Source organism: Proteiniclasticum ruminis DSM 24773, assembly GCF_000701905.1.
In the GTDB taxonomy this organism is placed as follows: Bacteria; Bacillota; Clostridia; order Clostridiales; family Clostridiaceae; genus Proteiniclasticum; species Proteiniclasticum ruminis.
The window spans coordinates 1-22,105 of sequence record NZ_JNKC01000005.1; the positions used below are offsets into that span (position 1 = coordinate 1).

At 45.4% G+C, this 22,105-nt stretch carries 21 protein-coding genes; 20 read left to right on the plus strand and 1 reads right to left on the minus strand.

The window, feature by feature from the left end; genetic code table 11:
• The first annotated feature begins 74 nt into the window (after positions 1-74).
• The 11 genes from T487_RS0106695 to T487_RS0106745 all read left to right on the plus strand — a co-directional run bounded on the left by T487_RS0106695 (position 75) and on the right by T487_RS0106745 (position 14,106).
• Positions 75-389 carry a hypothetical protein gene (locus tag T487_RS0106695; protein ID WP_051651567.1) on the plus strand — a complete coding sequence of 105 codons (315 nt, stop codon included), beginning with the start codon at positions 75-77 and terminating at the stop codon, positions 387-389.
• Positions 390-432: 43 nt separating this feature from the next.
• On the plus strand, positions 433-915 hold the full coding sequence (locus tag T487_RS0106700) for a flavodoxin family protein (protein ID WP_031575627.1): 483 nt from the start codon (positions 433-435) through the stop codon (positions 913-915).
• A 413-nt stretch (positions 916-1,328) separates the two neighbouring features.
• Positions 1,329-3,047, plus strand: coding sequence for an AMP-binding protein (locus tag T487_RS0106705; protein WP_051651568.1), 1,719 nt, complete (start codon positions 1,329-1,331; stop codon positions 3,045-3,047).
• Positions 3,028-3,258, plus strand: a complete 231-nt coding sequence (locus T487_RS0106710; protein ID WP_031575631.1) for an acyl carrier protein — start codon at positions 3,028-3,030, stop codon at positions 3,256-3,258. Before T487_RS0106705 ends, T487_RS0106710 begins: the two co-directional genes overlap by 20 nt.
• Positions 3,255-3,827, plus strand: a complete 573-nt coding sequence (locus tag T487_RS0106715; RefSeq protein ID WP_031575633.1) for a 4'-phosphopantetheinyl transferase family protein — start codon at positions 3,255-3,257, stop codon at positions 3,825-3,827. Before T487_RS0106710 ends, T487_RS0106715 begins: the two co-directional genes overlap by 4 nt.
• A gap of 14 nt (positions 3,828-3,841) precedes the next feature.
• A complete protein-coding gene (locus tag T487_RS0106720; protein ID WP_031575635.1) occupies positions 3,842-4,546 on the plus strand; it encodes an ABC transporter ATP-binding protein in 705 nt (234 codons plus the stop codon).
• Positions 4,547-4,548: 2 nt separating this feature from the next.
• Positions 4,549-7,779 (plus strand): ABC transporter permease, encoded by a 3,231-nt coding sequence (locus T487_RS0106725; protein WP_031575637.1) that lies wholly within the window; start codon positions 4,549-4,551, stop codon positions 7,777-7,779.
• A 17-nt stretch (positions 7,780-7,796) separates the two neighbouring features.
• Positions 7,797-9,170, plus strand: coding sequence for a condensation domain-containing protein (locus T487_RS0106730; protein ID WP_031575638.1), 1,374 nt, complete (start codon positions 7,797-7,799; stop codon positions 9,168-9,170).
• 198 nt (positions 9,171-9,368) lie between these two features.
• Positions 9,369-11,003 (plus strand): hydroxylamine reductase, encoded by a 1,635-nt coding sequence (gene hcp / locus T487_RS0106735; protein ID WP_031575640.1) that lies wholly within the window; start codon positions 9,369-9,371, stop codon positions 11,001-11,003.
• 151 nt (positions 11,004-11,154) lie between these two features.
• Complete coding sequence (locus T487_RS0106740; protein ID WP_031575642.1) at positions 11,155-12,063, plus strand: phosphotransferase family protein; 909 nt, start codon at positions 11,155-11,157, stop codon at positions 12,061-12,063.
• Between the two features lie 18 nt (positions 12,064-12,081).
• On the plus strand, positions 12,082-14,106 hold the full coding sequence (locus T487_RS0106745; RefSeq protein ID WP_031575643.1) for a penicillin-binding transpeptidase domain-containing protein: 2,025 nt from the start codon (positions 12,082-12,084) through the stop codon (positions 14,104-14,106).
• Between the two features lie 319 nt (positions 14,107-14,425).
• Here T487_RS0106745 and T487_RS16410 read toward each other — a convergent pair whose 3' ends face one another.
• Positions 14,426-14,602 carry a hypothetical protein gene (locus tag T487_RS16410; protein WP_155953251.1) on the minus strand — a complete coding sequence of 59 codons (177 nt, stop codon included), beginning with the start codon at positions 14,600-14,602 and terminating at the stop codon, positions 14,426-14,428.
• Positions 14,603-14,770: 168 nt separating this feature from the next.
• Between T487_RS16410 and T487_RS15855 the strand changes: the two genes are divergently transcribed.
• The 9 genes from T487_RS15855 to fabK all read left to right on the plus strand — a co-directional run bounded on the left by T487_RS15855 (position 14,771) and on the right by fabK (position 22,096).
• Complete coding sequence (locus T487_RS15855; protein ID WP_031575645.1) at positions 14,771-15,547, plus strand: CAP domain-containing protein; 777 nt, start codon at positions 14,771-14,773, stop codon at positions 15,545-15,547.
• 137 nt (positions 15,548-15,684) lie between these two features.
• Positions 15,685-16,389, plus strand: coding sequence for a hypothetical protein (locus tag T487_RS0106760; protein WP_031575648.1), 705 nt, complete (start codon positions 15,685-15,687; stop codon positions 16,387-16,389).
• A 119-nt stretch (positions 16,390-16,508) separates the two neighbouring features.
• Positions 16,509-17,267 carry a MerR family transcriptional regulator gene (locus T487_RS0106765; protein ID WP_031575650.1) on the plus strand — a complete coding sequence of 253 codons (759 nt, stop codon included), beginning with the start codon at positions 16,509-16,511 and terminating at the stop codon, positions 17,265-17,267.
• A 91-nt stretch (positions 17,268-17,358) separates the two neighbouring features.
• Positions 17,359-17,628: a hypothetical protein gene (locus T487_RS0106770; RefSeq protein WP_031575652.1), complete on the plus strand. Its 270-nt coding sequence runs from the start codon at positions 17,359-17,361 to the stop codon at positions 17,626-17,628.
• Between the two features lie 208 nt (positions 17,629-17,836).
• Complete coding sequence (locus T487_RS0106775; RefSeq protein WP_031575655.1) at positions 17,837-18,208, plus strand: YbaN family protein; 372 nt, start codon at positions 17,837-17,839, stop codon at positions 18,206-18,208.
• A gap of 128 nt (positions 18,209-18,336) precedes the next feature.
• Positions 18,337-19,632 carry an O-antigen ligase family protein gene (locus T487_RS0106780; RefSeq protein ID WP_031575657.1) on the plus strand — a complete coding sequence of 432 codons (1,296 nt, stop codon included), beginning with the start codon at positions 18,337-18,339 and terminating at the stop codon, positions 19,630-19,632.
• A gap of 294 nt (positions 19,633-19,926) precedes the next feature.
• Positions 19,927-20,898 (plus strand): beta-ketoacyl-ACP synthase III, encoded by a 972-nt coding sequence (locus tag T487_RS0106785; protein ID WP_031575660.1) that lies wholly within the window; start codon positions 19,927-19,929, stop codon positions 20,896-20,898.
• Positions 20,899-20,941: 43 nt separating this feature from the next.
• Entirely contained in the window at positions 20,942-21,166 is a 225-nt protein-coding gene (gene acpP, locus T487_RS0106790) for an acyl carrier protein (protein WP_031575663.1), read from the plus strand.
• 12 nt (positions 21,167-21,178) lie between these two features.
• Complete coding sequence (gene fabK / locus T487_RS0106795; RefSeq protein WP_031575665.1) at positions 21,179-22,096, plus strand: enoyl-[acyl-carrier-protein] reductase FabK; 918 nt, start codon at positions 21,179-21,181, stop codon at positions 22,094-22,096.
• Positions 22,097-22,105 lie beyond the last annotated feature (9 nt).

Below are 22,105 nucleotides of genomic sequence, written 5' to 3' on the forward strand. Positions count from 1 at the left end.
AAAGCACCTGTGATAGATGGTAAAAGTCTATCAGCCTAAGATACTAAATGTACTGTCTTAGGAGGGGCAATGGCATGCCCTCAGCTTGGGGTCATACTCGCCTACTGGAAACAGACTGGCGTTTAATCACCCAAGAATCCCATTGCTTTAGCTGTGGGAGTGTCAAAGGGCTCATCTATGCCACTGTACTCATGAGACCGGACAGATCCATTTCCGTGCTGGAACTGAAAAGCGTGAAGAAGAAATTCAAAGCAGCCAGTTTTGCTCAAGGGGTCAACCGGGATGTCATCAAATCCGGAGCGAAGATGCTGGGAATGGACCTGGATCATGTCATCACGGAAACCATAGAAGGCATGAAAAAGGCCAAGGATCTGCTGGATCTGAACTGATCTATGAAGGCAAAAAGATGAAATGAAAGAAGGGTGTACCAAGATGAAAACGGTGATCGTTTATTATTCCTTATCAAACAACACAAAGGCAGCAGCGGAGCTTCTGTCAGAAAAGCTCAACGCGGAACTTGTGGAGCTGAAAGAAGAGAAGACAGGAAATGTCTTTCAAGCCATCTTCAGAAAGAAGACAACCCTCTTGGGTTCACCCTGGGAGGCTGCAGAAGACGCGGACCGTCTTTATCTTATGTTTCCCATCTGGGCCAGCAAGTCTGTTCCTGCCATGAATGCCTTTGTGAGAGATCCGAAAGCGGATTTCCAGAAAAAAGAAGTATACATTATCACCTTCCAGGCTTCTCCGGACTTCAAAAACAGCGTGAAAGTCCATGACTACATCGGCAATTTTGTCCGAAAAAGCGGCGGAATTGTGAAGGAAACCTATGCCATGCAGGGCGGAAATATGAATGTTTTTATAGGAGATGAAAAAATCAGGGAGCGAATGGACAAGGTTCGTTGGGATGAACTATAGAAAAATTTGCAATAGTAGCAGAATCAAGGTGTTTGCCTTGATTTTTTTTGTCTGTTTTTATCTGAAAGGGGAATAGAAACGGCTTTCTGAAAAAATATACATATGTGTTTAATTCTTCCAGAAAGCTTTGACATTCAAATATTTTCAATCCACATACTTTTTCCATGGACTGTCTATACCTATGAGTACTCCAATATCTGTGTTTACTATTAAAATTTTAACAATACTTTACTTTTTTAGACATTGATAAATATAGTCAATAAATTTATTTAGTGACCTGTCGAATTATGTAAATTATTAATAAATATTCAAATAAATATAGAATTATTTATCGAAAGTTTATATAATGTAACTGACTTGATGACAGATATCATTCACTGGAGAACAAACCTTGCACCCGAGGAGGAGATCTTATGCTGAGAAACTATTACGAAACAGACTATATTCATACACTGCGGGATCTTCTGGAAAGATCCGAGAAAAAATACGGTCTGGACTTCGCTTACAAAGAACTGGATCCGGAAAGAAACCTGCACAGCTATACCTTTGTGCAGCTGAGAGAAGATGTGGATGCACTGGGAACCAGTCTACTGGAGAGAGGACTGCTGGGAAAGCACTTTGCCATCGTCGGTGAGAGTTCTTACAGCTATGTGGTCAGTTATATGGCTGTCTCCATGGGACTGGGTGTTATTGTTCCATTGGATAAAGAGCTGTCAAAAGAAGAGCTTCTTAAACTCATCTGCAAGAGTGATGCGGAGGTGCTGCTCTATTCTGAACTCCTTTCAGATGATGTGGAAGAGCTCAAAGGCAGCTGTCCTGAAGTAAGGACGTTTATCAACATCAGCATGTACGGCACAAAGATGGGGAGCATTTCCATCTTAGATCTTTTGCAGGAAGGAAGAAGCCTCATCAACAGTGGAGATCGGAGGTATAAGACCTTACCCATTGACCGGAATAAAATGGCTGCAATTTTATTCACCTCAGGCACCACCGGCGTCAATAAAGGGGTCATCCTCAGCCATAAAAATATTTTAACGGTGATTCACTCTGCTTTCTCCATGTTCAGATTTTCTAAAGTGTCTTTCTCGGTTCTTCCCATCAATCACACTTATGAATTCAATCTTCATGTCCTTGGCTGCCTGTACGGGGGTATCACCCTCTGCTTCAACGACAGCATCAAACATGTGAAGGACAATCTGATGATCTTCCAGCCAGGGATGACCCTGATGGTGCCCATGATCGTGGAGTCCCTTTACAAGAACATCTGGAAAGAGGCGGAGAAGAACAACCTCACCAAACATCTCCAATATGGCATCTGGTTCAGCAACCTCATCCGGAAAGTGGGCATAGACCAGAGAAAACTCTTTTTCAAACCCATCATGGAGAGTCTTGGAGGAAATCTTCAAACCATTGTCTGTGGCGGTGCACCCTTGCGGCCTGATATTGTGAAGGGGTTTGAGGACATTGGCATTTCTGTCTACAACGGCTATGGCATCACAGAATGCGCTCCACTCATTGCCACAAACTGCACCATGAAAAACATCGCAGGATCTGTAGGGTTTGTCATCCCGGATAATCTGGTCCGCATTGTCGACACCGACGAAGATGGCATTGGGGAGATACAGGTCCAGGGGGACAATGTCATGATGGGATACTACAAGGATCCCGTATCTACAAGGAAAACCTTCACTGCAGACGGCTGGTTCAAGACCGGTGATTTGGGATACCTGGACCGAAAAGGAGCCCTATATATCACAGGCAGAGAAAAAAATCTCATCATCCTGGCCAATGGTAAAAATGTACATCCTGAAGAGCTGGAAGAGTATATTCTGGATCATCTGGCTTACGTGAAAGAAGTGGTGGTATATGCACCGCTTTCTCCAGAAAGGAACGAGGTCATGATCATGGCGGAAGCTTATGTGGAAGATCAGTTTCTCATTGAAAAAGGAGTGGATGAAGTAAAGAAGATTCTAAAAGAAGACATTTCAAAACTGAACCACAAACTCTCCGTTTATAAGCGTATTCATGATGTGGAGCTCCGTGAATGTGAATTTGAGAAAACCTCCACCAAGAAAATCAAACGATATTGTATAGAAAGAGAGGCGTTATCCCATGTTAAGTATCATCACTAATCTCATCATGGAATATGTGGAGGTGGACGAGAATGACCTCACAGAAGAGACCAATCCTGTCCGTGATCTTCATCTGAACTCTTATGATTTCATCAGCATCATCGGCAGATTAGAATCGGAACTGGGGATTGACATCAATGAGCGTGAACTGAAAAACCTGGAAACCCTTGGAGAACTGGATGCTTACATCAAGTCCAAGATGATCCGTTGATTTATCTGCTAAGACTTCTGGAAGAAGAAAAGAAAAGTCCAGAGGAGCTGAAAGATCTGAAAAAGAGGCTGATTTCCTTTGGACTTCAGAGGGAATATGGACTCCCAATAAAGGACGTAGAAGCTTCCTCCACCGGATCTCTTTATCTTAGAAACCATGAAGAAATCCATCTCAGCACAACACAAACCAAAGGACTTCTAGGGGTTTCGCTATCTTCCTGCCCAGTGGGTATTGACGCTGAGTACCGAAGACCCAGGGATCTGTTTGTAGAAAAGAGGATACTGGGGGAGAAGGAAGATTACTGGTATCAGAGGATGCAGAACAAAGATGAAGCTTTACTAAAGTACTTCACCTTAAAGGAGGCCTATGGAAAGGCCCTTGGGACGGGCCTTTCCTATGACTTCAGAAATACAGGCTTTTATTTCGGAGAGAACGGCATAGAAAGCGACCTGAAGGAAGCCCAATTTTATTTTTTGGATTATTGTGAAGAATTTATCATTTCGGTCTGCTTTCTTTGCAGAAAACGAAGGCTGAACTCTTTGGAGATTGTGAAATTTATTCTATCTTAGGAAGGATGAGAACTATGGAAGACACCATCAGATTCGAACAGGTCAAGAAAGTGTACAGAATGGGCGAATACGATATAGAAGCCTTGGCAGGGGTGGATTTCACCATAAAAAAAGGACAGTTTGTCATCATTGCCGGTGCTTCAGGCGCAGGCAAGAGCACCATTTTGAATATTCTTGGCGGGATGGATACATTGACATCAGGAAAAGTTGTGGTTTATGGGAAGGATCTTAGCACCTTCAGCCAGAAAGAAATGGTGGCTTACAGGCGGTATGACGTAGGATTTGTGTTCCAGTTCTACAATCTTGTGCAAAACCTCACAGCGAAAGAAAACATCGAGCTGGCTTCTCAAATCGGTCATAATCCTCTCAATGTGGATGAAGTCATTGAAGGTGTTGGACTTTCAGACCGCAAGAAGAATTTTCCATCTCAGCTTTCCGGAGGAGAACAGCAAAGAGTGGCCATTGCCAGGGCTTTGGCCAAGAATCCGAAGCTTCTTCTTTGTGATGAGCCCACAGGGGCCTTAGACTATGAAACAGGACGCTCCATCTTGAAGCTTCTGCAGGAAACCTGCAAAGAAAGAGAGATCACTGTGGTGGTCATCACCCACAACCTGGCGCTGATTCCCATGGGCGATCAGGTGATTAAAGTTAAGAGCGGCCTTGTGGACAGTATCATGGAGAATGCACATCCTGTGGGGATCGAAAGGATCGAGTGGTAAAAATGAAAAAGTCACTCCTGAAAGACGCCATCAGACAGATCGTAAAATACCCTGGGCGCTTTTTATCCATTTTCACCATCGTCGCCATTGGTGCTGCATTTTTCGCCGGCATCAAAACAGCAGCCCCCAACATGAAATATACCGCGGACCAGTACTATGATGAATACAACATGATGGATCTCAGACTTCTTTCCACCATGGGCTTTGTAGAGGAGGATCTCACTGCGGTGAAAGAGGTGGAAGGCGTAAAAAAGGCTCAGACATCCTATTTTCAGGATGTGGTGGCCACCATCGGCTCCAATGAAATGGTGTTTCGCATCCATTCTCTGCCCAAAGACACCAGCGGAGTCTATCTTAATGAGCCCAAACTTTTATCAGGAAGGCTCCCAGAGGGTAAAGGAGAATGCATCATAGAAGAAAATAAGAACTTTCCCTTGGGACTTGAAATCGGTGATGTCATTGAAGTGTCCTCCGGAAAGAAAGAGGATCTTTCGGATAAACTGAAATCCACTTCTTTCACTGTGGTGGGCAAAGCGGAATCTCCTTATTACCTGACCTTCGACAAAGATGCCACGGATATCGGCAGTGGCAAGGTGAACTTTTTTATGATGATCTCGGAAGAAGAGTTTCTCTATCCGGTGTATCTGGAGATCCTGGTGGAAGTGGATGGCGCAAAAGAGCTGAATTCCTATTCCAGTGCCTATGAACGTAAAGTGGAGCTTGTGAGAAACAAGCTGGAGAATCTAGGTGCAGACCGGGCCATTCTGAGACTGGACGATATCAAGAAAGAAGCGGAGAAGAAGCTTGCAGAAGCCAGAGATACCCTAGCAAAGGAAGAAGAGAACTATAACAAGGAGATTGCGGCAGCGGAAAAAGAGCTTACCGATGCCAGGGATCAGCTGGTGGAAGGGGAAGCCACCTTGGAGACCGAGAAAAAGAACTATGCGGAGCGTGTGGCAGATGCAGAATCCCAAATCAGAGACGGCGAAAGAGCTCTGGCCAGTGCCCAGAATGAGTACAATGAGGGTCTTCGTGAGTACAACCAGGCAAAGGAAGAGTATGGTGATGATCTTGCTCAGCTGAATGACGCTTCCAACTCCCTGAAGAATGTTCAGGCAGATGCCATCACGCAGCGCCAGGCTGTGACAGAAATGATACAGAACGCATCAAGCCCAGAAGAGCTGGAATCTTTAAGCAATCAGCTGGCCACTCTGAATGAGCTGATCAGCACGACTAATGAAGGCATCAATACCATCACAGGACTCAACGATTATGCTCAGAGCCAGATGGTCAGTGCAGAAAACCAGCTGGCCAGCGCTAAAAAACAGCTGGATACCGCAGAGAAGGATCTGGCCAACGCCAAAAGTCAGCTGGCCACAGAAAAAAGAAATGCTGAAATCCAGTTTGCAGCCGCAGAGACTGAGCTGGCAGAAGGCAGAAAAGAATATGAGGCTGGAAGAAAGGAATTCGAGGAGAAGAAAAAAGAAGGGGAAGAGGCCCTTCGGGATGGACGGGAGAAGATCATCCGTGCAGAAAACGAGATTGAGAAGCTGTTAAAGCCCAGCTGGTATGTGCTGGACCGCATGAAACTTTACAGCTACGCAGATTACGCCGCCACCGCAGACAGGATGGATGCCATCGCTACCTTGTTTCCTGTATTCTTTTTTGGCGTGGCCTCTCTCGTGTGCCTTACGACTATGACCCGAATGGTGGATGAACAAAGAGCCACCATAGGGGCATACAAAGCACTGGGTTACAGCAACAACGCCATCGCCTTCAAATATGTGAACTACGCGGCCATTGCAAGTATCGCCGGAGGTCTCTTAGGGTCTTTTCTGGGCATCAAGATCTTTCCAAAGATCATCTTTGACTCCTGGGCCATGATGTACACTCTGCCGCCCATGCTGGAGACCCGGCAGACCCTGCTCATCGCTTTCACCGTGCTTCTTGGATTCTTTGTCATCACCCTGACGGCATACTTTGTCACAAGAACCTCCCTGAAAGAAGTTCCATCGATGCTTCTGCGTCCCAAGGTGCAGTATTTCGGAAAACCCATCCTGTTGGAGAGGATCACAGGTTTCTGGAGACGGCTTTCTTTTTCCCAGAAAGTAACCATGAGAAATATCTTCCGCTACAAAAAGAGATTCATTATGACGGTAACAGGAATTGCCGGATGCGCAGCCCTTCTTGTGGCTGGATTTGGCCTTTCCAGTTCCATTGGGAAAGTGGTGGTGAGGCAGTATCAGGAAATATTCACATACAACCTCAACATGAAATATACGGCAGTGGCCACCCGTGAGGAGAAAGAGGAAGTAGAGAATATTCTTCAGAAGAATGAGCACCTCTCCTCCTACCTGAAAGCTGCCCAGCTCAATGCCACGGTAAAAGGAGAGGAAGACATTGCCGTGACCATGATTTCCCCCTTGGACCCCGAAGCTTTCACGGAGTTTGTGACGTTAAGGCATAGAACCAGCCAGGAAGGTTTCAACCTTCCCACAGATGGCGTGGTCATCAACGAAAAGCTTGCCAAAGAGCTTCAGGTGAAAGAAGGAGACTCCATTTCCGTAGACAATGGAGATGGCGCCATGAAAAAAGTGCTGGTTCGGGAAATCACCGAAAACTATGTCTTCCACTATCTCTATATCCATCCGGACTACTATAAAGAAATCTACCGGCTGGAACCCGAAAACAATGCACTGCTCATCAAACTCAGTGACGACACCAAAGAAGCCGAAAGCCTTTTGGGAAAAACCCTCATCGATCTACCCCAAGTGGCCTCTGTGGCTTATTACCGTGATGCCTCAGAGAAATTTGAAGATTCTGTGGTAAGCCTCAATGCTGTGGTCTATGCCATCATCCTCTGCGCAGCTCTCTTGGCCTTTGTGGTCCTTTACAACCTGACCAACATCAATCTCAGCGAAAGGCTTCGGGAAATCGCCACCATCAAGGTGCTGGGCTTCTATAACAGAGAAGTGGCCATGTATGTGTATCGGGAGAACATGATCCTCACGGTGCTTGGCGGTGGGATAGGTCTTCTACTAGGTGTCTTTCTGCATCGGGTCATCATGACCTCCATCGAGCAGGCAGGCGTCATGTTCGGCAACTATATTTCGCTGCAAAGCTTTCTTTATTCCTTCTTTATCACCTTGGTTTTTGGCATCCTTGTGAATCTGTTCATGTACAGAAAACTTGTGAACATCAAGATGGTAGAGTCTTTGAAATCTGTAGAATAATAAAAGGAGAATCAGTCATGGATGAACGAATTTACTATCCTTTAACCCCAAGCCAGCTCTCCATCTTCCTGTCCAGGAAGTATGCCATCCATAAGTCTGTGGTCAATGTGCCCACTTCCATCATCCTGAAAGAAGCCCTTGACCCGGATATTTTGGAAGAGTCGTTAAAAGAAGCCATCGGCAGATGGGATTCTTTCGGAATCCGCATTATGAAAGACAAAGAACAGGCGAAACAGTATTTTTCCGCCCCTTCTGTAGAGTCCATTGAGCGTCTGGACTTCCAGAGAAAATCAAGACAGGATATGGAAAGAACCTTCCTGAAACTGGCCTCCAAAAAGCTGGAGATCTACGACGCGCCCATGGCCAGATTTTATGTGGTCACCACCCCGGAAGGGTATGGTGGTGTCTTTTCCGTCATCAGCCATCTTATTATGGACTCCTGGGCCATCAGCATGTTCTATAAAGACCTCTTCCAGATTTACTATGCGCATAAAGATGGAAAGCCTTACCCAAAGGCGGTGAAACCCTATGAAGACGTGCTGAAGAAAGAAATCGCCTACAGGCAGACTGAGCAGTATCAGAAAGCGCTGGCGTACTGGAAAAACGAGTTCAGTAGAGAAGAGCCAATCTTCACCCATGTGAACGGCAGGGAGATTCTGGAAAAATTCAGAAAGAAAAAAGGGGATGACAGCATCCGCTATGCGGGGGCATTTTATCTGAGAAGCACGGCAGGCCATGATCTCTACTGGGTCTATAAAGAGGACATTGATGTGATGACAGAGTTCATCAAAGAATACGGCTTCCCAAGTCTTCAAGTTCTCTTTCAAATGGGACTTCGCACCTACCTCGCCTACATCAATGACTATGAAAGTGACGTGTCGTTCTATAATATTGTTGCTAGAAGAGGAACTTTGGAAGAAAAGCTCACTGGAGGCACCCGAGTGCATTTCATGCACTTCCGGACCATCATGGATCCGGACATTACTTTCCTGGAAGGACTCCATATGCTGCTGGATAAGCAAAATGAGCTCTATCGCCATGCGGATTTCAGTCCCATGGAAATGTTCGAAGTGGAGCATGCCCTCACGAAAGTCAGTCCAGGAGTCTCATACAGATCTGCGGCCTTGACGTTCCAGCCAGTGCCCATGAAAATCGAAGGCGTACCGGAGATTGAATCCAGATGGTACAGCAATGGAGCAGTCTCTCAGCCATTGTATCTCACTGTCATGGATGGGGATGGCACCGGAGGATTGAAGGTTTATTATGAGTATATGTCAAACACCATCTCCAAGGAAAAGATTGCGGATCTTCACCGCTACATGACCTATGTAATGGTGGAAGGGGCTAAAAATCCGAACATCCGCCTGAGGGATCTTTACGAGGCGTATTAAGGAATGATCGAGGGAAATGAAACACAAGGTTTGGCGAAAAACCCAAACCTTGTTATTTTTTCTTCGATAAAATCAAATATTGTTAGCATTCTGTGAATTAAAGGGTGAAAGGCTTCCTTCTCCTTGACCTCTTTTGTATGATGAGAGTATCAAAACCAAAGGGAGGATATTATTTTGGACGAACGCGCTACAACAAAAATGTTCTGTTTTCAGTGTGAACAAACGGCCAAAGGAACAGGCTGCACCATCCAGGGAGTTTGTGGAAAGACTGCTGAAGTGGCGAATCTCCAGGACCTTCTCATCTATCAGCTAAAAGGCATCGCAGCGTATCAGAAGCAGCTGATGGATCTAGGAGAGAAGCTCGAGACGGAGACCATAGAATTTGTGGAAGACAGTCTCTTCATGACCCTGACCAATGTGAACTTTGATCCGGAAGAGCACTACCTGCAGCTGAAAAAATCCCAAGAGCTGAAAGACCGTCTGGAGAAAAAACTCGGAAGAGTCCTGCCCATCCCGGAGGCCTCCTATCGGTTAAGTGAAACAAAAGAGGAGATTCTGGAAGATACCACAAGAGCCCGTATTTTCTTTGATGACGCTTTGGATGAGGATATCAGAAGTCTTCGGGAAACCATTAAGCTCGGTTTGAAAGGGATCTCTGCTTATGCCCATCAGGCCAGATTTTTAGGATACGAAAATGAGGAAGTGTCCAAAAATGTCATAGAGCTTCTGGAAGCCCTCACAGACGATAGCCTGAGTCTAGATGACTATGTGGCAGAGATGCTGAAGGCTGGAGAAACCTCCTATAAAATCATGGAAACCCTCGATCAGGCGAATAATGAGACCTATGAAGCGCCCACACCCCATAAGGTCAATGTGCATGTGAAAAAGGGGCCTTTCATCGTCATCTCAGGCCACGATCTGAGAGACCTGGAAATGCTTCTTCAGCAGACAGAAGGAAAAGGCGTGAACATCTATACCCATGGGGAGATGATTCCGTCCCACGGCTATGGCGGTCTTAAGAAGTATCCGCATCTTGTAGGAAACTATGGAGGAGCCTGGCAGAATCAGCAGAAAGAGTTCTCCGATCTTCCTGGATGTATTCTGATGACCACCAATTGTCTCATGAGACCGATGAAGAGCTATGAAGACCGGATCTACACCACCAATGTGGTGGGGTTTGAAGGCATCCGTCATGTGAAGAAAAACCCAGATGGCACCAAGGATTTCAGTGAGATCATCGAACAAGCCATCAAGCTGGGGGGCTTTCCAGAAGATGAGCCTGTGAAAGAGATTTTAGTGGGCTTTGGCCATAAGACCACATTAAGCTATGCAGACAAGATTCTGGAGGCTGTTAAAAACGGCGAGATCTCCCACTTCTTTGTCATCGGCGGCTGTGATGGTGCAAAACCTGACAGAGACTACTATACAAAATTCGCTCTGGGTGTTCCGAAGGATGCCATTATTCTGACCCTTGCCTGTGGCAAGTACCGGTTCAATAAACTGGATTTTGGCGAAGTGGCTGGACTGCCAAGGCTCCTTGATGTGGGACAGTGCAATGACAGTTATTCAGCCATCCGCATTGCCGCAGGTCTTGCGGAGAAGCTTAAAGTCACGGTGAACGATCTGCCTCTTTCCCTCATCATCACCTGGTATGAGCAGAAAGCGGTGGCGGATCTTCTGGCCCTCCTATATGTAGGCGTATTGGGCATCAGGCTCGGACCTACACTGCCGGCTTTTGTCACACCGAATATCCTTGCATTTCTTATGAAGGAGTATCGCTTACAACCCATTACGACACCGGAAAAGGATCTTCAGGACATTCTTGGTTCGTAAAAAATGTTCTTAAAACAGTCTTCTCCATTGGGACCCATGAATTCATCATGGGTTCTATTTTTTCTTGCAGGGAATCCATCAGGCCAAATGGCCGATGCCGCTCAATTTTTCAGTAAATGATGATATAATTTACTGGAAGGGAGGTGTTTGATTGAAAAATGATATGATACGCGAACTCTTCCAGGGGTGGTCCTTGGAACCGCTGAAAGAAGGGTGGTCTGAAGACGAAAAATACCTTCTTCGAAAAAGCGTCACCACAAAAACCTTAAGAATCAGCAGAAACAAATCACTGGAAGATCAGAAAAAAGAGTATGAAGCCATCTCGTCCATTCCTCAGGTAAAAGGCATCATCAGACCGCTTTCTTACGGAGAACTGGAGAAAGGAACGACCTATATTCTCTATACCTACGAAGCCGGCGAAGATCTGAGACCCATCCTTGCCAATATGGCCGAGGGAATTCAGTATGATCTGGGACTTCAAGCGGGGATGAAACTGTCTTCCATTCATTCGGTACAAGATCCTTTTTCTGGATCGAAGGGGAGAGCTGAAGCCTACAGCAGAAAAATAGATTTGAAAATCGAAAAGTTCTATAAGCATCAGGTGCAATTTCCAGGACTTTTGGAAGCAGTCCGATATATCGACAGCCATAGAAGCCTTCTTGATGGAAGACCGTCCGTGCTCCTTCATGGAGATTACCACGTTGGAAACATGGTGGTGGAAGATCATGAACTGAAGGTGCTGGATTTCAACCGGTACAGCTTCGGAGATCCCTATGAGGAGTTTGACCGTATGACCATGAACATCCATTCCAGCAGAACTTTTTCAAAGGGTCTTCTCCATGCCTATTTCAAGGGGACTCCACCCATGGCGTTCTTCGCCTTGTGGAAGCTCTATGCCCTGACCAATGCGGTGGGTTCCATCCCATGGGCGCTGGAGAATTCTCCGGAGAGTCTTTCCTTTGTCAAGGAAATGGTGGCAAACACACTGGAAGAATTTCTAGTGGATGAAGTGCCTGTACCCAGATGGTACAGAGCCATAGAGGATACAACACATTACTGAAACATCGGAGGATAACACATGAAAAAATCACTGTTAGTACTGATGGGCCTTTCACTCATCATTTTTTCCGGGTGCTCGAAGGAAGAGCCCCACGATCCCATGGAGACTTTTTATGCATATCAGAGTGCCTTTGAGCGTCAGGATTTTGAAGCCATGTATGAGTTGCTGGATGAAGAGAGCAGACAGAATCTGAACAAGGAAGAGTACGTGGAGCGCTATGAGCGCTTATATGAAACGGTGCCGCTCACAGACACGAAACTGGAGCCACGGATGGAGATCTTTGACATCGAAAAAGAAATGCAGTCCAAGGATTCCATGAAGGTTCCCGTGAATCTGTCCATGAAAAAAGAGGACGAGACCGTTGCCTACAGTTTTGATGCCACCTTGGTGAAAGAAGTGGATGAGGAAGAAAAAGACTCCTACAGGCTGGCCTTTGATCCGCTTCTTGTGTACCGGAACTATCAGCTCACCGATACCATAGAAGTGGAGGAGAAGCTGCCAGAGCGTGGCGAAATCTTTGACCGCAACGGAAAAGGCCTAGCCATAAATGGAGAGCTTCTCTGGGTGGGCATAGTGCCTGGAAGAATCATCGATAAACCCGCCACGGTATCGGCTCTCAGTGAAGCCCTGGGACTTTCTGTGGAACACATTGAAAAAAGGCTGTCCCTGGATTGGGTGAAAGAGGATACCTTTGTGGATATGAAAAGAGTGTCTTATGAAGAGCTTGATACCTTCGAGTCCCTTCGTCTTCAGTATCCGGGCATCACCTACCGGGTCATCAAAGGCCGTGTATATCCCTATAAGGAAGCGGCAGCACACCTGGTGGGATATGTGGGTCTGGTGAGTCAAGAAGAATACGAACAGCTGAAACCAGAAGGATTCCCCCTGGACACAAGAGTGGGACGCTCCGGCCTTGAATCCCTTTACGAGGAAGATCTGAGAGGGGAAGTCTCCAGAAGTGTGCATATTCTGGATGCCGCCGGAAAAGTGAAAGAAACTTTGAAAGTCATGGGAGAAGCCAAAGGAAAAGATCTCCATCTTCATATCGACATCGATGCCCAGATGGCCCTTTTGAAAGAACTGGGAGAAGACAGAGGAACAGCCAGTCTTGTGGACTATAAAACCGGAGAAGTTCTTGCACTGGTGAACGCTCCAAGCTACGACCCCAATGCCTTTGTGCTGGGACTCAGTCAGGAGGAGTACACCGCACTGCAGGAGAATCCGGACAAGCCGCTTCTCAACCGGTACACAAGACTGTACGCGCCCGGTTCCGTGGTAAAGCCTCTCACAGCGGCCATTGCCCTGGAAACACAGGACTTTGATCCCAACGACACCATCTCAGGCACGGGAGACACCTGGCAGAAGGACAGCTCCTGGGGCAGCTACAGCGTCCGAAGGATCCAGTCTCCTGGAATTCCCGTGGATCTTAGAACGGCCATGATCTACTCAGACAACATCTATTTTGCACAGACCGCGCTGAAGATTGGAGAAGAAAATCTCATCAAGGGTCTTGAACGCTTCGGTATAGGAGAGGAAGATTCAACAGGTCTTGGGTTCATGACGTCACAGGTCTCCAATGATGGCACTCTTTCATCTGAGATCAGACTGGCCGATACCGGATACGGACAGGGGCAGATGCTCTTTAATGCCCTGACTCTTCCAAGAGCGTACACCGCCATTGCCGATGGAGGAATTCTGAAGGAGCTTATGATTGTGAACGAAGAAAGACGACCTAGAGAGACCACAGTCATCAAGGAAGAAACAGCAGAAACTGTAAAATCCTACATGAGGGATGTCATTGTGCAGCCAGAAGGTTCAGGTCATATGGCAAATCTTCCAGGAAGGGTTCTTTATGGGAAGACAGGAACAGCAGAAGTGGGCAGTGGAGACAGCTATCTCACCCTGGGCTGGTTCTCAGTCATCGAAGAGTCCGAAAGCAGGCCTTTTATCACCACCATGATGGTGGAAGACGTGAAAGACCGCGGACTCAGCGGTTATGTCGTGGAAAAGGTGCAGCGGTTTTTAACGGCTTATGGTCAATAGAGCGTAAGCTACTCACCAGAAAACAGCAAATAAAAGAACGGATGCAGCCCCAGGGGGTTTACGCATCCGTTCTTCTTTTAAGGAGTTTTGCGAGGCAAATTCATTTTTTCAAGACAGTGCTAGGATGGCATTCACTACTCAATCTGCTTTATAAAACGTAAAGCCATTGATTAGAGAAGAGGCCATCCTAGCGGAGTCTGGTTGGTTGGTGTACTTATGATGGTACACTCCTTTCTTTTTTGGTATAACTTAATTGTTTCTTGTCTAACCACGATACCTTTCACGTATCTTCTTATAGACTCGAGACTCTGCAATTAAGCTACCCAGCGAATCCTTCGATGCTGTATCTTTTGAAATAAAGCTCTTTGGACTTTATCTCTTCAAGAGTTGGTATGGAAAGATTCTCGAAGCTGATTCTCTTAGATGGACTATGGTTTGTATAAAAGGGGAATCCTCTTCGTACTTTTATTTTACCTGGACGGACCGTACTTCTCAAACCTGAAATTTCACCTTTAAAGACGATTACAGGTTATTTTCTTTCTCCTCTTTCTAATTTCCTTAATTTTCTCACAATTTCATTTTGCTGAACTCCTATCCGAAAAATATCTTCTTCATGGATTTTTCAGAATTCTGGTTTATACTGTAAAAAAGTGGAGGTGGAACCATGGGGAAGAACCGCAAAAAAATCAGCTTATTCGCACTGCTCTTTATGAGCCTCTTTCTGATGTCCTGCGGCACCACCCAAAATGAACCCCTGAAGAAATTTGAGGAGTTCGTGGATGAGGCGGAGGAGAAGGTAGAAGCGTTTTTTAAAGATCTCAGTGTGGATGTGAAAAACTGGGTAGAAACTTTACCGGATTCCATCCGTAAATATCTTCCAGAACCCATGAGAGAGGAGGAAGATGCAGTAGATCCGGAGCAATCCTCTCCTTTGGACAGCTATGCAAGCCGAAGAATTGAAGAAGCTTTTCTCAATCTTCCTGCCACCTACGAGTACTCATTTGATGCAGCTGCTGAAATGGAGATCTTTTCACTCCTGAATGCGTACAGAAGAGAAAAGGGATTATATGAAATGGCCTATCGGGAAGATCTTCACCAGACAGCCAGGTACAAATCCCTGGCAATGCTCCAGCATGACTATTTCAGCCACGACAATCCCAATTTTGGTGGAAAACCCTTTGATGATCTTCTGTGGAATCAGCTGGGTCTAAAGTACAACAGTATTGCTGAAAATCTGGCGTTTATATCGACCTCTTCAGGCGTTGCTTCCTTAGAAGCTGTAGAGCTCTTCACCGGGTGGCAGAACTCTGAAGCGCACAACCGCCAGATGCTCACAACCCTTCATAATTATGTGGGCATCGGTGTAGTCCGTACCAGAAGAGGCGGGCCTTATTATAAAGGATACCAGGTGCTCCTTGGCACCCAACACTTTGGACACTGACAGAAAGTTGGCGCCAATCATGATTCTAACTTTATAACGGTATACCTTATTGAGTCTCATAAGAAAGAAGTATTTTCTTTCTTATATAAAATATGATATACTAATTGAGTTGTAAAGAAGTTATGAAGGAATGAATTATGAAATTAGCAGACAAAAATATAAAACAAGTTCGGTATCTTCTGATTCCGATTTTTATCCTATTAAGCATTTTCCTCTATTTTTATATGGATTATTTCTTTGAGACCGGTTTGGACTATTATGGCCATTACCTCAGTGAAATGGAGAAGCCAACAGGTGAGAAGGAAAGAAGCTTTGAAGGCAAAATAGAAAATGAAAATATGACTCTGAAACTGATCCCGCTGTCCGGTGATGATACCTTTATTGAAGTCACCGGAGAGGAGTTCACTTCGGAGTATCTTTTGGAAGGCGCCCACTTAGAGGAAACGTTCAGGCTTTTCGACGGGAGCAACCATCTTTTATTAAGCGGTACCCTTGGTTCTGAGGGGATCCGCACTGAAAATGGTGAAACCATCGATGCCTACACCTATATGCCCGTTGCAGTGGAGCCCTATGGCATCGAAAAACCAGATCCTGTACTGGTGGTGCTTATTGCTGCCGGCTTACGGGAGAGAAGCCGAGGCACGTTGCCCGTACTCTTTCTTGGTGGCCTCATTCTGTTGTCCCTTTTCATTGACATCGCTTTTCCGGATTTTTTCTTCCGGCTGAAGAACCTGAAATGGAGAGGAGACATTGAAGTTCCAGAGCTTTATCGAACCATGCAGAGACTGTCCTGGTTTATTGGACCGTTTCTCCTCATGGCTTTTCTATACTTTTCCATCTAGACCCGATGAAGGGTCTTTTTTTCTATCTTCATTTCGGTCATTTCAGGAGATCAGAGAGAAATAAGCAGTTGACATTCACGTTACGTAAAGGTTTATGATAGGAACAAGGAGGTGGCAGTTTGGAATACAGCATCAATGAAGTAGCCAGAATGTCTGGCATCAGCACGCGTACCCTGCGGTATTATGATGAAATTGGACTGCTTCGGCCGTTAAAAGTCCGATCCAATGGGTACCGGATTTATGGGCCGAACGAAATCAACACCCTGCAGCAGATTCTGTTTTACAGAGAGCTGGAGCTTCCCTTGGATGACATCCGGAAAGTCCTTGTGGATGATGCTTTCAACCGGGAAGAAGCACTACGGAGCCATTATGAGAAACTGCTTCAGAAAAGGCATCAGATTGATCTGCTGCTGGAGAATCTCAAACAGAGTTTAGAAGAAGAGAAAGGAAGGATCAGAATGAAAGACAAAGATAAGTTTCAAGGATTCAAAGAAAAAAAGCTGAAAGAAAATGAGGAAAAATATGGCAAGGAGATCCGCGAAAAATACGGAGACGATATGGTGGAAAAATCCAATGCCAAATATATGGGAAGCTCAAAGGAGCAGCACGATAGGGCAGAAGTTCTCTCTTCAGAAATTTTGGAGAAACTGAAAACGCTCACTGGAACCGTACCTGCGGATTCAGAAGAAGGCAAAGCTTTGGCAGAGCTCCATAAAGAATGGCTCATGCTGTACTGGCCAGTTTATGATGTAGAAGCGCATCAGGGACTGGGGGATATGTATTTGGAAGATGAACGGTTCAAAGCCTTTTATGATGCTGCCGTAGAAGGAGCCGCTGCCTATCTTCGGGACTGTATCTACGCATACACAAAAAAATAATTAAAAATCGTTTACAAAAATTTCAGTGTGCGTCTTTTCCTATGTGCTACAGTGAATGTACTACAATATCACATGGAAAGGAGACGCTGACATGGATGATAAACTGAAAGATCAGGAAGTGCTGGGAGAACGTTGGGAAGATCTGAAAAACCGAGATCCGAAGAACACAAGCCAGGAAATCAAGCTTCTAAAGAAAAAAATCAGATATCTGAAAGAGAAAGTACAGTCCTATGAGGATGAACTGGCCGTTCTTGAAGGCGGGTATGCTGTAAAAGAACGTTATACCGTTCGGGAAGAAGGGATGGACCATTTGGCGGAACTCACAAACACCGTTGGGGATGATCATACAAGAAAATTCTAAAGCCATTTAGATCAGAAAGCAGGGAATCTTCCGTATAGAAGATCCACCTGCTTTTTGTATTTATGAACCATGCTCTTGATTCTTAAGATAGATACGTAGTCAGAAACAAAAGGGAATTACACAGAGTGTTTATTGACAAGAAGTGTCAATTATGGCATACTTTTTTCAGTAAATAACACTTTACATTCTGCTGGAAGGAGGATACTTATTGAAAATACTCTATATTGTTTTAGGGTTCCTGTTTTTTGGGCTTGGTGCCATTGGCGCACTTCTGCCAGTTTTACCCACTACACCGTTTCTTCTTCTGGCATCCTTTTTCTTCGCCAAAGGATCCGATCGCTTCAATCACTGGTTTATGAATACCAGTTTATATAAGAATCATCTGGAGTCTTTTTATAAAGATCGCTCCATGACACGAAAAACAAAGATTTCACTGTTAACCTTCGCCACCACCATGATGCTCCTGTCTCTACTTCTCATGCCTAACCTCTATGGGAAGATGTTCATGGTGTTTATGATTGTTTTTCTGCATTATTATTTCCACTTCAGAATCAGAACCATTCAGGAGACACAGTCATAAGGCAATCATACTTCGCAGGACGCCTGTAACCGAGGCGTCTTTTTTTCCGTCTGGAATCCTGTATAATAGGTACAATAGACATCTATGAGCCCATCCCAGAAACTAGGAAGATAAGGGGAGATACAACTGTGAATCAAAAGACCAATCCGAATAAACTCATGAACATTCTCATTCTATCTGTACTCTGCCTGGTGCCGCTCTGTACGGTACCGGTGGATGGAAAATTAGAGACTATGTGGCCGAAGCTGATTCTTCTCGCTTTTTTATCTGTTTTCTTTTTATACGTCTGGCTCAGAAACAGAGATGCTCTTCATCTCGTGGAACCGGACAGAGAAAACATCTATCTGGGCGCCTATGTTCTTCTTGCAGGGATTGCAACGGTTCTGTCCATCAGTCCCTATATTTCCTTTTGGGGGTCCTCCTATCGGCATGATGGGTTCCTTGCACTGATTCTTTACGTGTTTGCCTATCTCATGGCACGAAACGCCAAAGGCATCCAGCGGTACTTTTTTCAAGCCCTTACGGTGACTTCAGTCCTTGTGTCGATTTATGCCATCCTGCAGTTTTATAAGATTGATCCAGTCCCCCACAGAATTTACCATATGGACTGGGTGGGGCTCGCCTTTTCCACCATGGGAAACCCGAACTTCCTGGGATCCTATCTGACGCTGTCTTTGCCTGTGCCTCTTTATCTCTACTTTTACAAAGAGAAAAAAGCAGGGCTCGCGGCCTATATGATCATTTTTCTAGCCCTCCTCGCCACGAGAACCCGTGGGGCCTGGATTGGCAGCTTTATCGGACTTCTGTCTTTTCTTTTCTACCATCGGCAGGCCTACGGGTTTCAGAAACGTGAGATCAGAAGAGTCCTCACCGTCATCATTGCGTCCTTCGCAGTCCTCGGATTCTTTATGCTCACTTCAGGGGACACATTTCTCACCCGTTTTCTTTCCATCTTTCTGGACTTCTCCAAAATTGTTAGGCAGGAAGAAGGGGCTGAAATGGGCGGATCCTATCGGGTATATCTATGGGGGAAATCCATAGAGCTGATCCGTATGAAACCTCTCATTGGTCATGGCCTGGACACCATGTACCTTGCGATGAATGAAAACTTCAGACCTCAGATCATCTATGATTTCGGCCGGTATATGAATTGGGACAAAGCGCACAACGAGTATCTCAACATTGCCGTTTCCTCCGGAATTCCATCTCTTATTTTTTACCTGGCTTTTTTGAGAAGAACGCTCAAGAAAGGCTATGGAAAACTGAAGAGTCATCCAGCTTATGTTCCACTCATGGCTTCGGTCACCGGATATCTGGTCCAGGCGCTCTTCAACATTCAGGTGGTGATGGTGTATTATGTTTTCCTGGTATTTATAGGTCTCTTGTCTGCAAAAGAAGCTTTCAAAGAAGAATACCAAGCGTAGATCCATGCTGAGAATCCACACATTTCTTAAAACACCTTCGGGTGTTTTTTTTTTGCGTTCTTTTCAAAAAACCATGGGAATCAGGAGATCAGGCCACGGAAACACCCGTGTAATTCTTATAAAATCTTTAAAATCTGAATTTATATAAATAAGAGAAAAATAGAGGTATATGAAGATAATGAGAGAAAAAACCTGTTAATTTTATTGTAAGGAGGTTCGAGCGGGAAGGTACAATAGGTATATAGTTTGAAAGTCAAATATTTTTTAATTCAAAGGAAATGGGAGGCGGAACATATGGCGAGAATCATCGGAACAGGAAGTTACCTTCCAGAAACAGCATACAGCAATGAAGATATGGAAAAAATTGTGGAAACCAGTGATGAGTGGATTTATACAAGAACTGGAATCAGAAGCCGTCATTTTTCGAATGCATCGGAAAACACAGGCGATATGGGGTATTTCGCAGCGAAGCGAGCATTGGAGAATGCCGGAGTAGATGCGTCGGAAATTGACTGCATTCTCGTGGCGACAACAACCCCTGAAAGTCTGGTGCCAAACACCAGCAGCTACATCCAGGCAAAGCTTGGCGTGCCCGGGGCATCCTGCCTTGATCTCAATGCGGCATGCTCTGGATTCATTTATGGACTGGAACTGGCTGGAGCTCTTCTTCAAATGGGACAGAAAAAGAAAATTCTTCTCATAGGTACGGAAGTGCTTTCTAAAATAACAGATTTTACAGACAGAAAGAGCTGTGTGCTTTTTGGTGACGGAGCAGGAGCGGTGGTGCTTGACAGTGGAGATAATGCATTCCATGTTGTCACTGGCGCAGACGGTTCTAAAGGGGAATGTCTTTCCACTGGAACTTTTAAAGTAGAGAATATACTGGAAAAAAGTGAACCTTATTCCCAGTATATCGCCATGGATGGAAAGGAAGTCTATAAGTTTGCAGTGAATATTTTGCCAGAAGTACTCAGTGAAGCTGTGGAGAAGGGTGGAGGCAGTGTTTCTTCCCTGGATCATGTGATTCCCCATCAGGCGAACTTTAGAATCATTCAAGCAGCAGCAAAGAAACTTCAGCTCCCTCTGGAGAAGTTCTATATGAACATCGATCACGTGGGGAACACATCCGCGGCATCCATTGCCATTGCGCTGGATGAGATGAATCGGAAGAAACTCCTCAAAAAGGGTCAAAAAATCGGTATGGTTGGTTTTGGTGGTGGTCTCACTTATGGGGCATGTTATTTGACATGGACCATTGAGTCCTAGATCCTATCTTACATAAAAAAATAAAATTTTGGAGGAATTATCAATGATTTTTGAAAAAGTAAAGGAAATACTCATGAAGGAACTGAACCTGTCTGGAGAAGAAGTGACCATGGAGGCATCATTTGAAGCCCTTGGCATCGATTCTTTGGATCTTGTGGAACTTGTGATGCAGCTGGAAGAAGAGTTTGACATCAGTATGGAAGAAACAGAAGAAATGAAGACAGTTGAGGATGTTGTACGTTACATCGAAAAAGCAAAAGAAGCGTAATAGAGGTGCACTATGAAGAATCGTATATGTGAACTGCTGGGAATTAAGTATCCCGTGTTCCAGGGAGCCATGGCCTGGCTCTCCGATGGAGCTCTAGCTGCTGCAGTCTCCAACGCTGGAGGCCTTGGCATCATCGCCGGAGGCAATGCGGAAGGGCATATCATCCGGGAAGAGATCCGAAAAGCAAAAGCCTTAACGGATAAACCCTTTGGCGTCAACATCATGCTGCTCAGCCCCTATAAAGATGAAGTCATCGAAGTGGTGCTGGAAGAGAAAGTGGCCATGGTCACAACGGGTGCCGGAAACCCTGGAAAATACATCGAAAGGTTTCATCAGGCGGGCATTAAAGTGTTTCCTGTGATTCCTTCTGTGGCACTTGCTAAGAAAATGGAGAAGTTTGGCGCAGATGGCGTCATCGCAGAAGGAAATGAAGCAGGAGGACACATCGGAAAGCTTTCTTCCATGGTGCTGACTCCTCAGGTTTGTGATGCGGTATCCATTCCTGTGGTCATGGCTGGAGGCATCGGAGACCATCGAGGTGTCGATGCGGCTTTCATTCTCGGTGCGGAAGGCGTACAGCTAGGCACCTACTTCATCCTGGCAGATGAATGCAGAGCCCATGAGAATTACAAAGCCATGGTGGAAAAAGCAGGAGATCTCGACACCACCGTCACCGGACGGTTTACAGGACATCCTGTACAGGTGCTCAGAAATAAACTGACAAGAAGATTTGAAGAGCTGGAAAAAAATGGCGGTTCTCTGGAAGACTATGACACTCTTGGAAGAGGATCTCTCTACCAGTCTGTCATTGTGGGAGACTTGGAAAAAGGATCCTTCATGGCAGGTCAGATTGCAGGGCTTGTATCAAAACGCGGCACCTGCGATGAACTCATGGCTCATCTTCTGAAAGATGTGAAAAGCATAGAGTAACGATAAAAA

Coding starts and splice junctions, on each gene's coding strand:
- T487_RS0106695 (WP_051651567.1), top strand. CDS start 75: ATGCCCTCAGCTTGGGGTCATACTCGCCTACTGGAAACAGACTGGCGT.
- T487_RS0106700 (WP_031575627.1), top strand. CDS start 433: ATGAAAACGGTGATCGTTTATTATTCCTTATCAAACAACACAAAGGCA.
- T487_RS0106705 (WP_051651568.1), top strand. CDS start 1,329: ATGCTGAGAAACTATTACGAAACAGACTATATTCATACACTGCGGGAT.
- T487_RS0106710 (WP_031575631.1), top strand. CDS start 3,028: ATGTTAAGTATCATCACTAATCTCATCATGGAATATGTGGAGGTGGAC.
- T487_RS0106720 (WP_031575635.1), top strand. CDS start 3,842: ATGGAAGACACCATCAGATTCGAACAGGTCAAGAAAGTGTACAGAATG.
- T487_RS0106725 (WP_031575637.1), top strand. CDS start 4,549: ATGAAAAAGTCACTCCTGAAAGACGCCATCAGACAGATCGTAAAATAC.
- T487_RS0106730 (WP_031575638.1), top strand. CDS start 7,797: ATGGATGAACGAATTTACTATCCTTTAACCCCAAGCCAGCTCTCCATC.
- hcp (WP_031575640.1), top strand. CDS start 9,369: ATGTTCTGTTTTCAGTGTGAACAAACGGCCAAAGGAACAGGCTGCACC.
- T487_RS0106745 (WP_031575643.1), top strand. CDS start 12,082: ATGAAAAAATCACTGTTAGTACTGATGGGCCTTTCACTCATCATTTTT.
- T487_RS15855 (WP_031575645.1), top strand. CDS start 14,771: ATGGGGAAGAACCGCAAAAAAATCAGCTTATTCGCACTGCTCTTTATG.
- T487_RS0106760 (WP_031575648.1), top strand. CDS start 15,685: ATGAAATTAGCAGACAAAAATATAAAACAAGTTCGGTATCTTCTGATT.
- T487_RS0106770 (WP_031575652.1), top strand. CDS start 17,359: ATGGATGATAAACTGAAAGATCAGGAAGTGCTGGGAGAACGTTGGGAA.
- T487_RS0106785 (WP_031575660.1), top strand. CDS start 19,927: ATGGCGAGAATCATCGGAACAGGAAGTTACCTTCCAGAAACAGCATAC.
- acpP (WP_031575663.1), top strand. CDS start 20,942: ATGATTTTTGAAAAAGTAAAGGAAATACTCATGAAGGAACTGAACCTG.
- fabK (WP_031575665.1), top strand. CDS start 21,179: ATGAAGAATCGTATATGTGAACTGCTGGGAATTAAGTATCCCGTGTTC.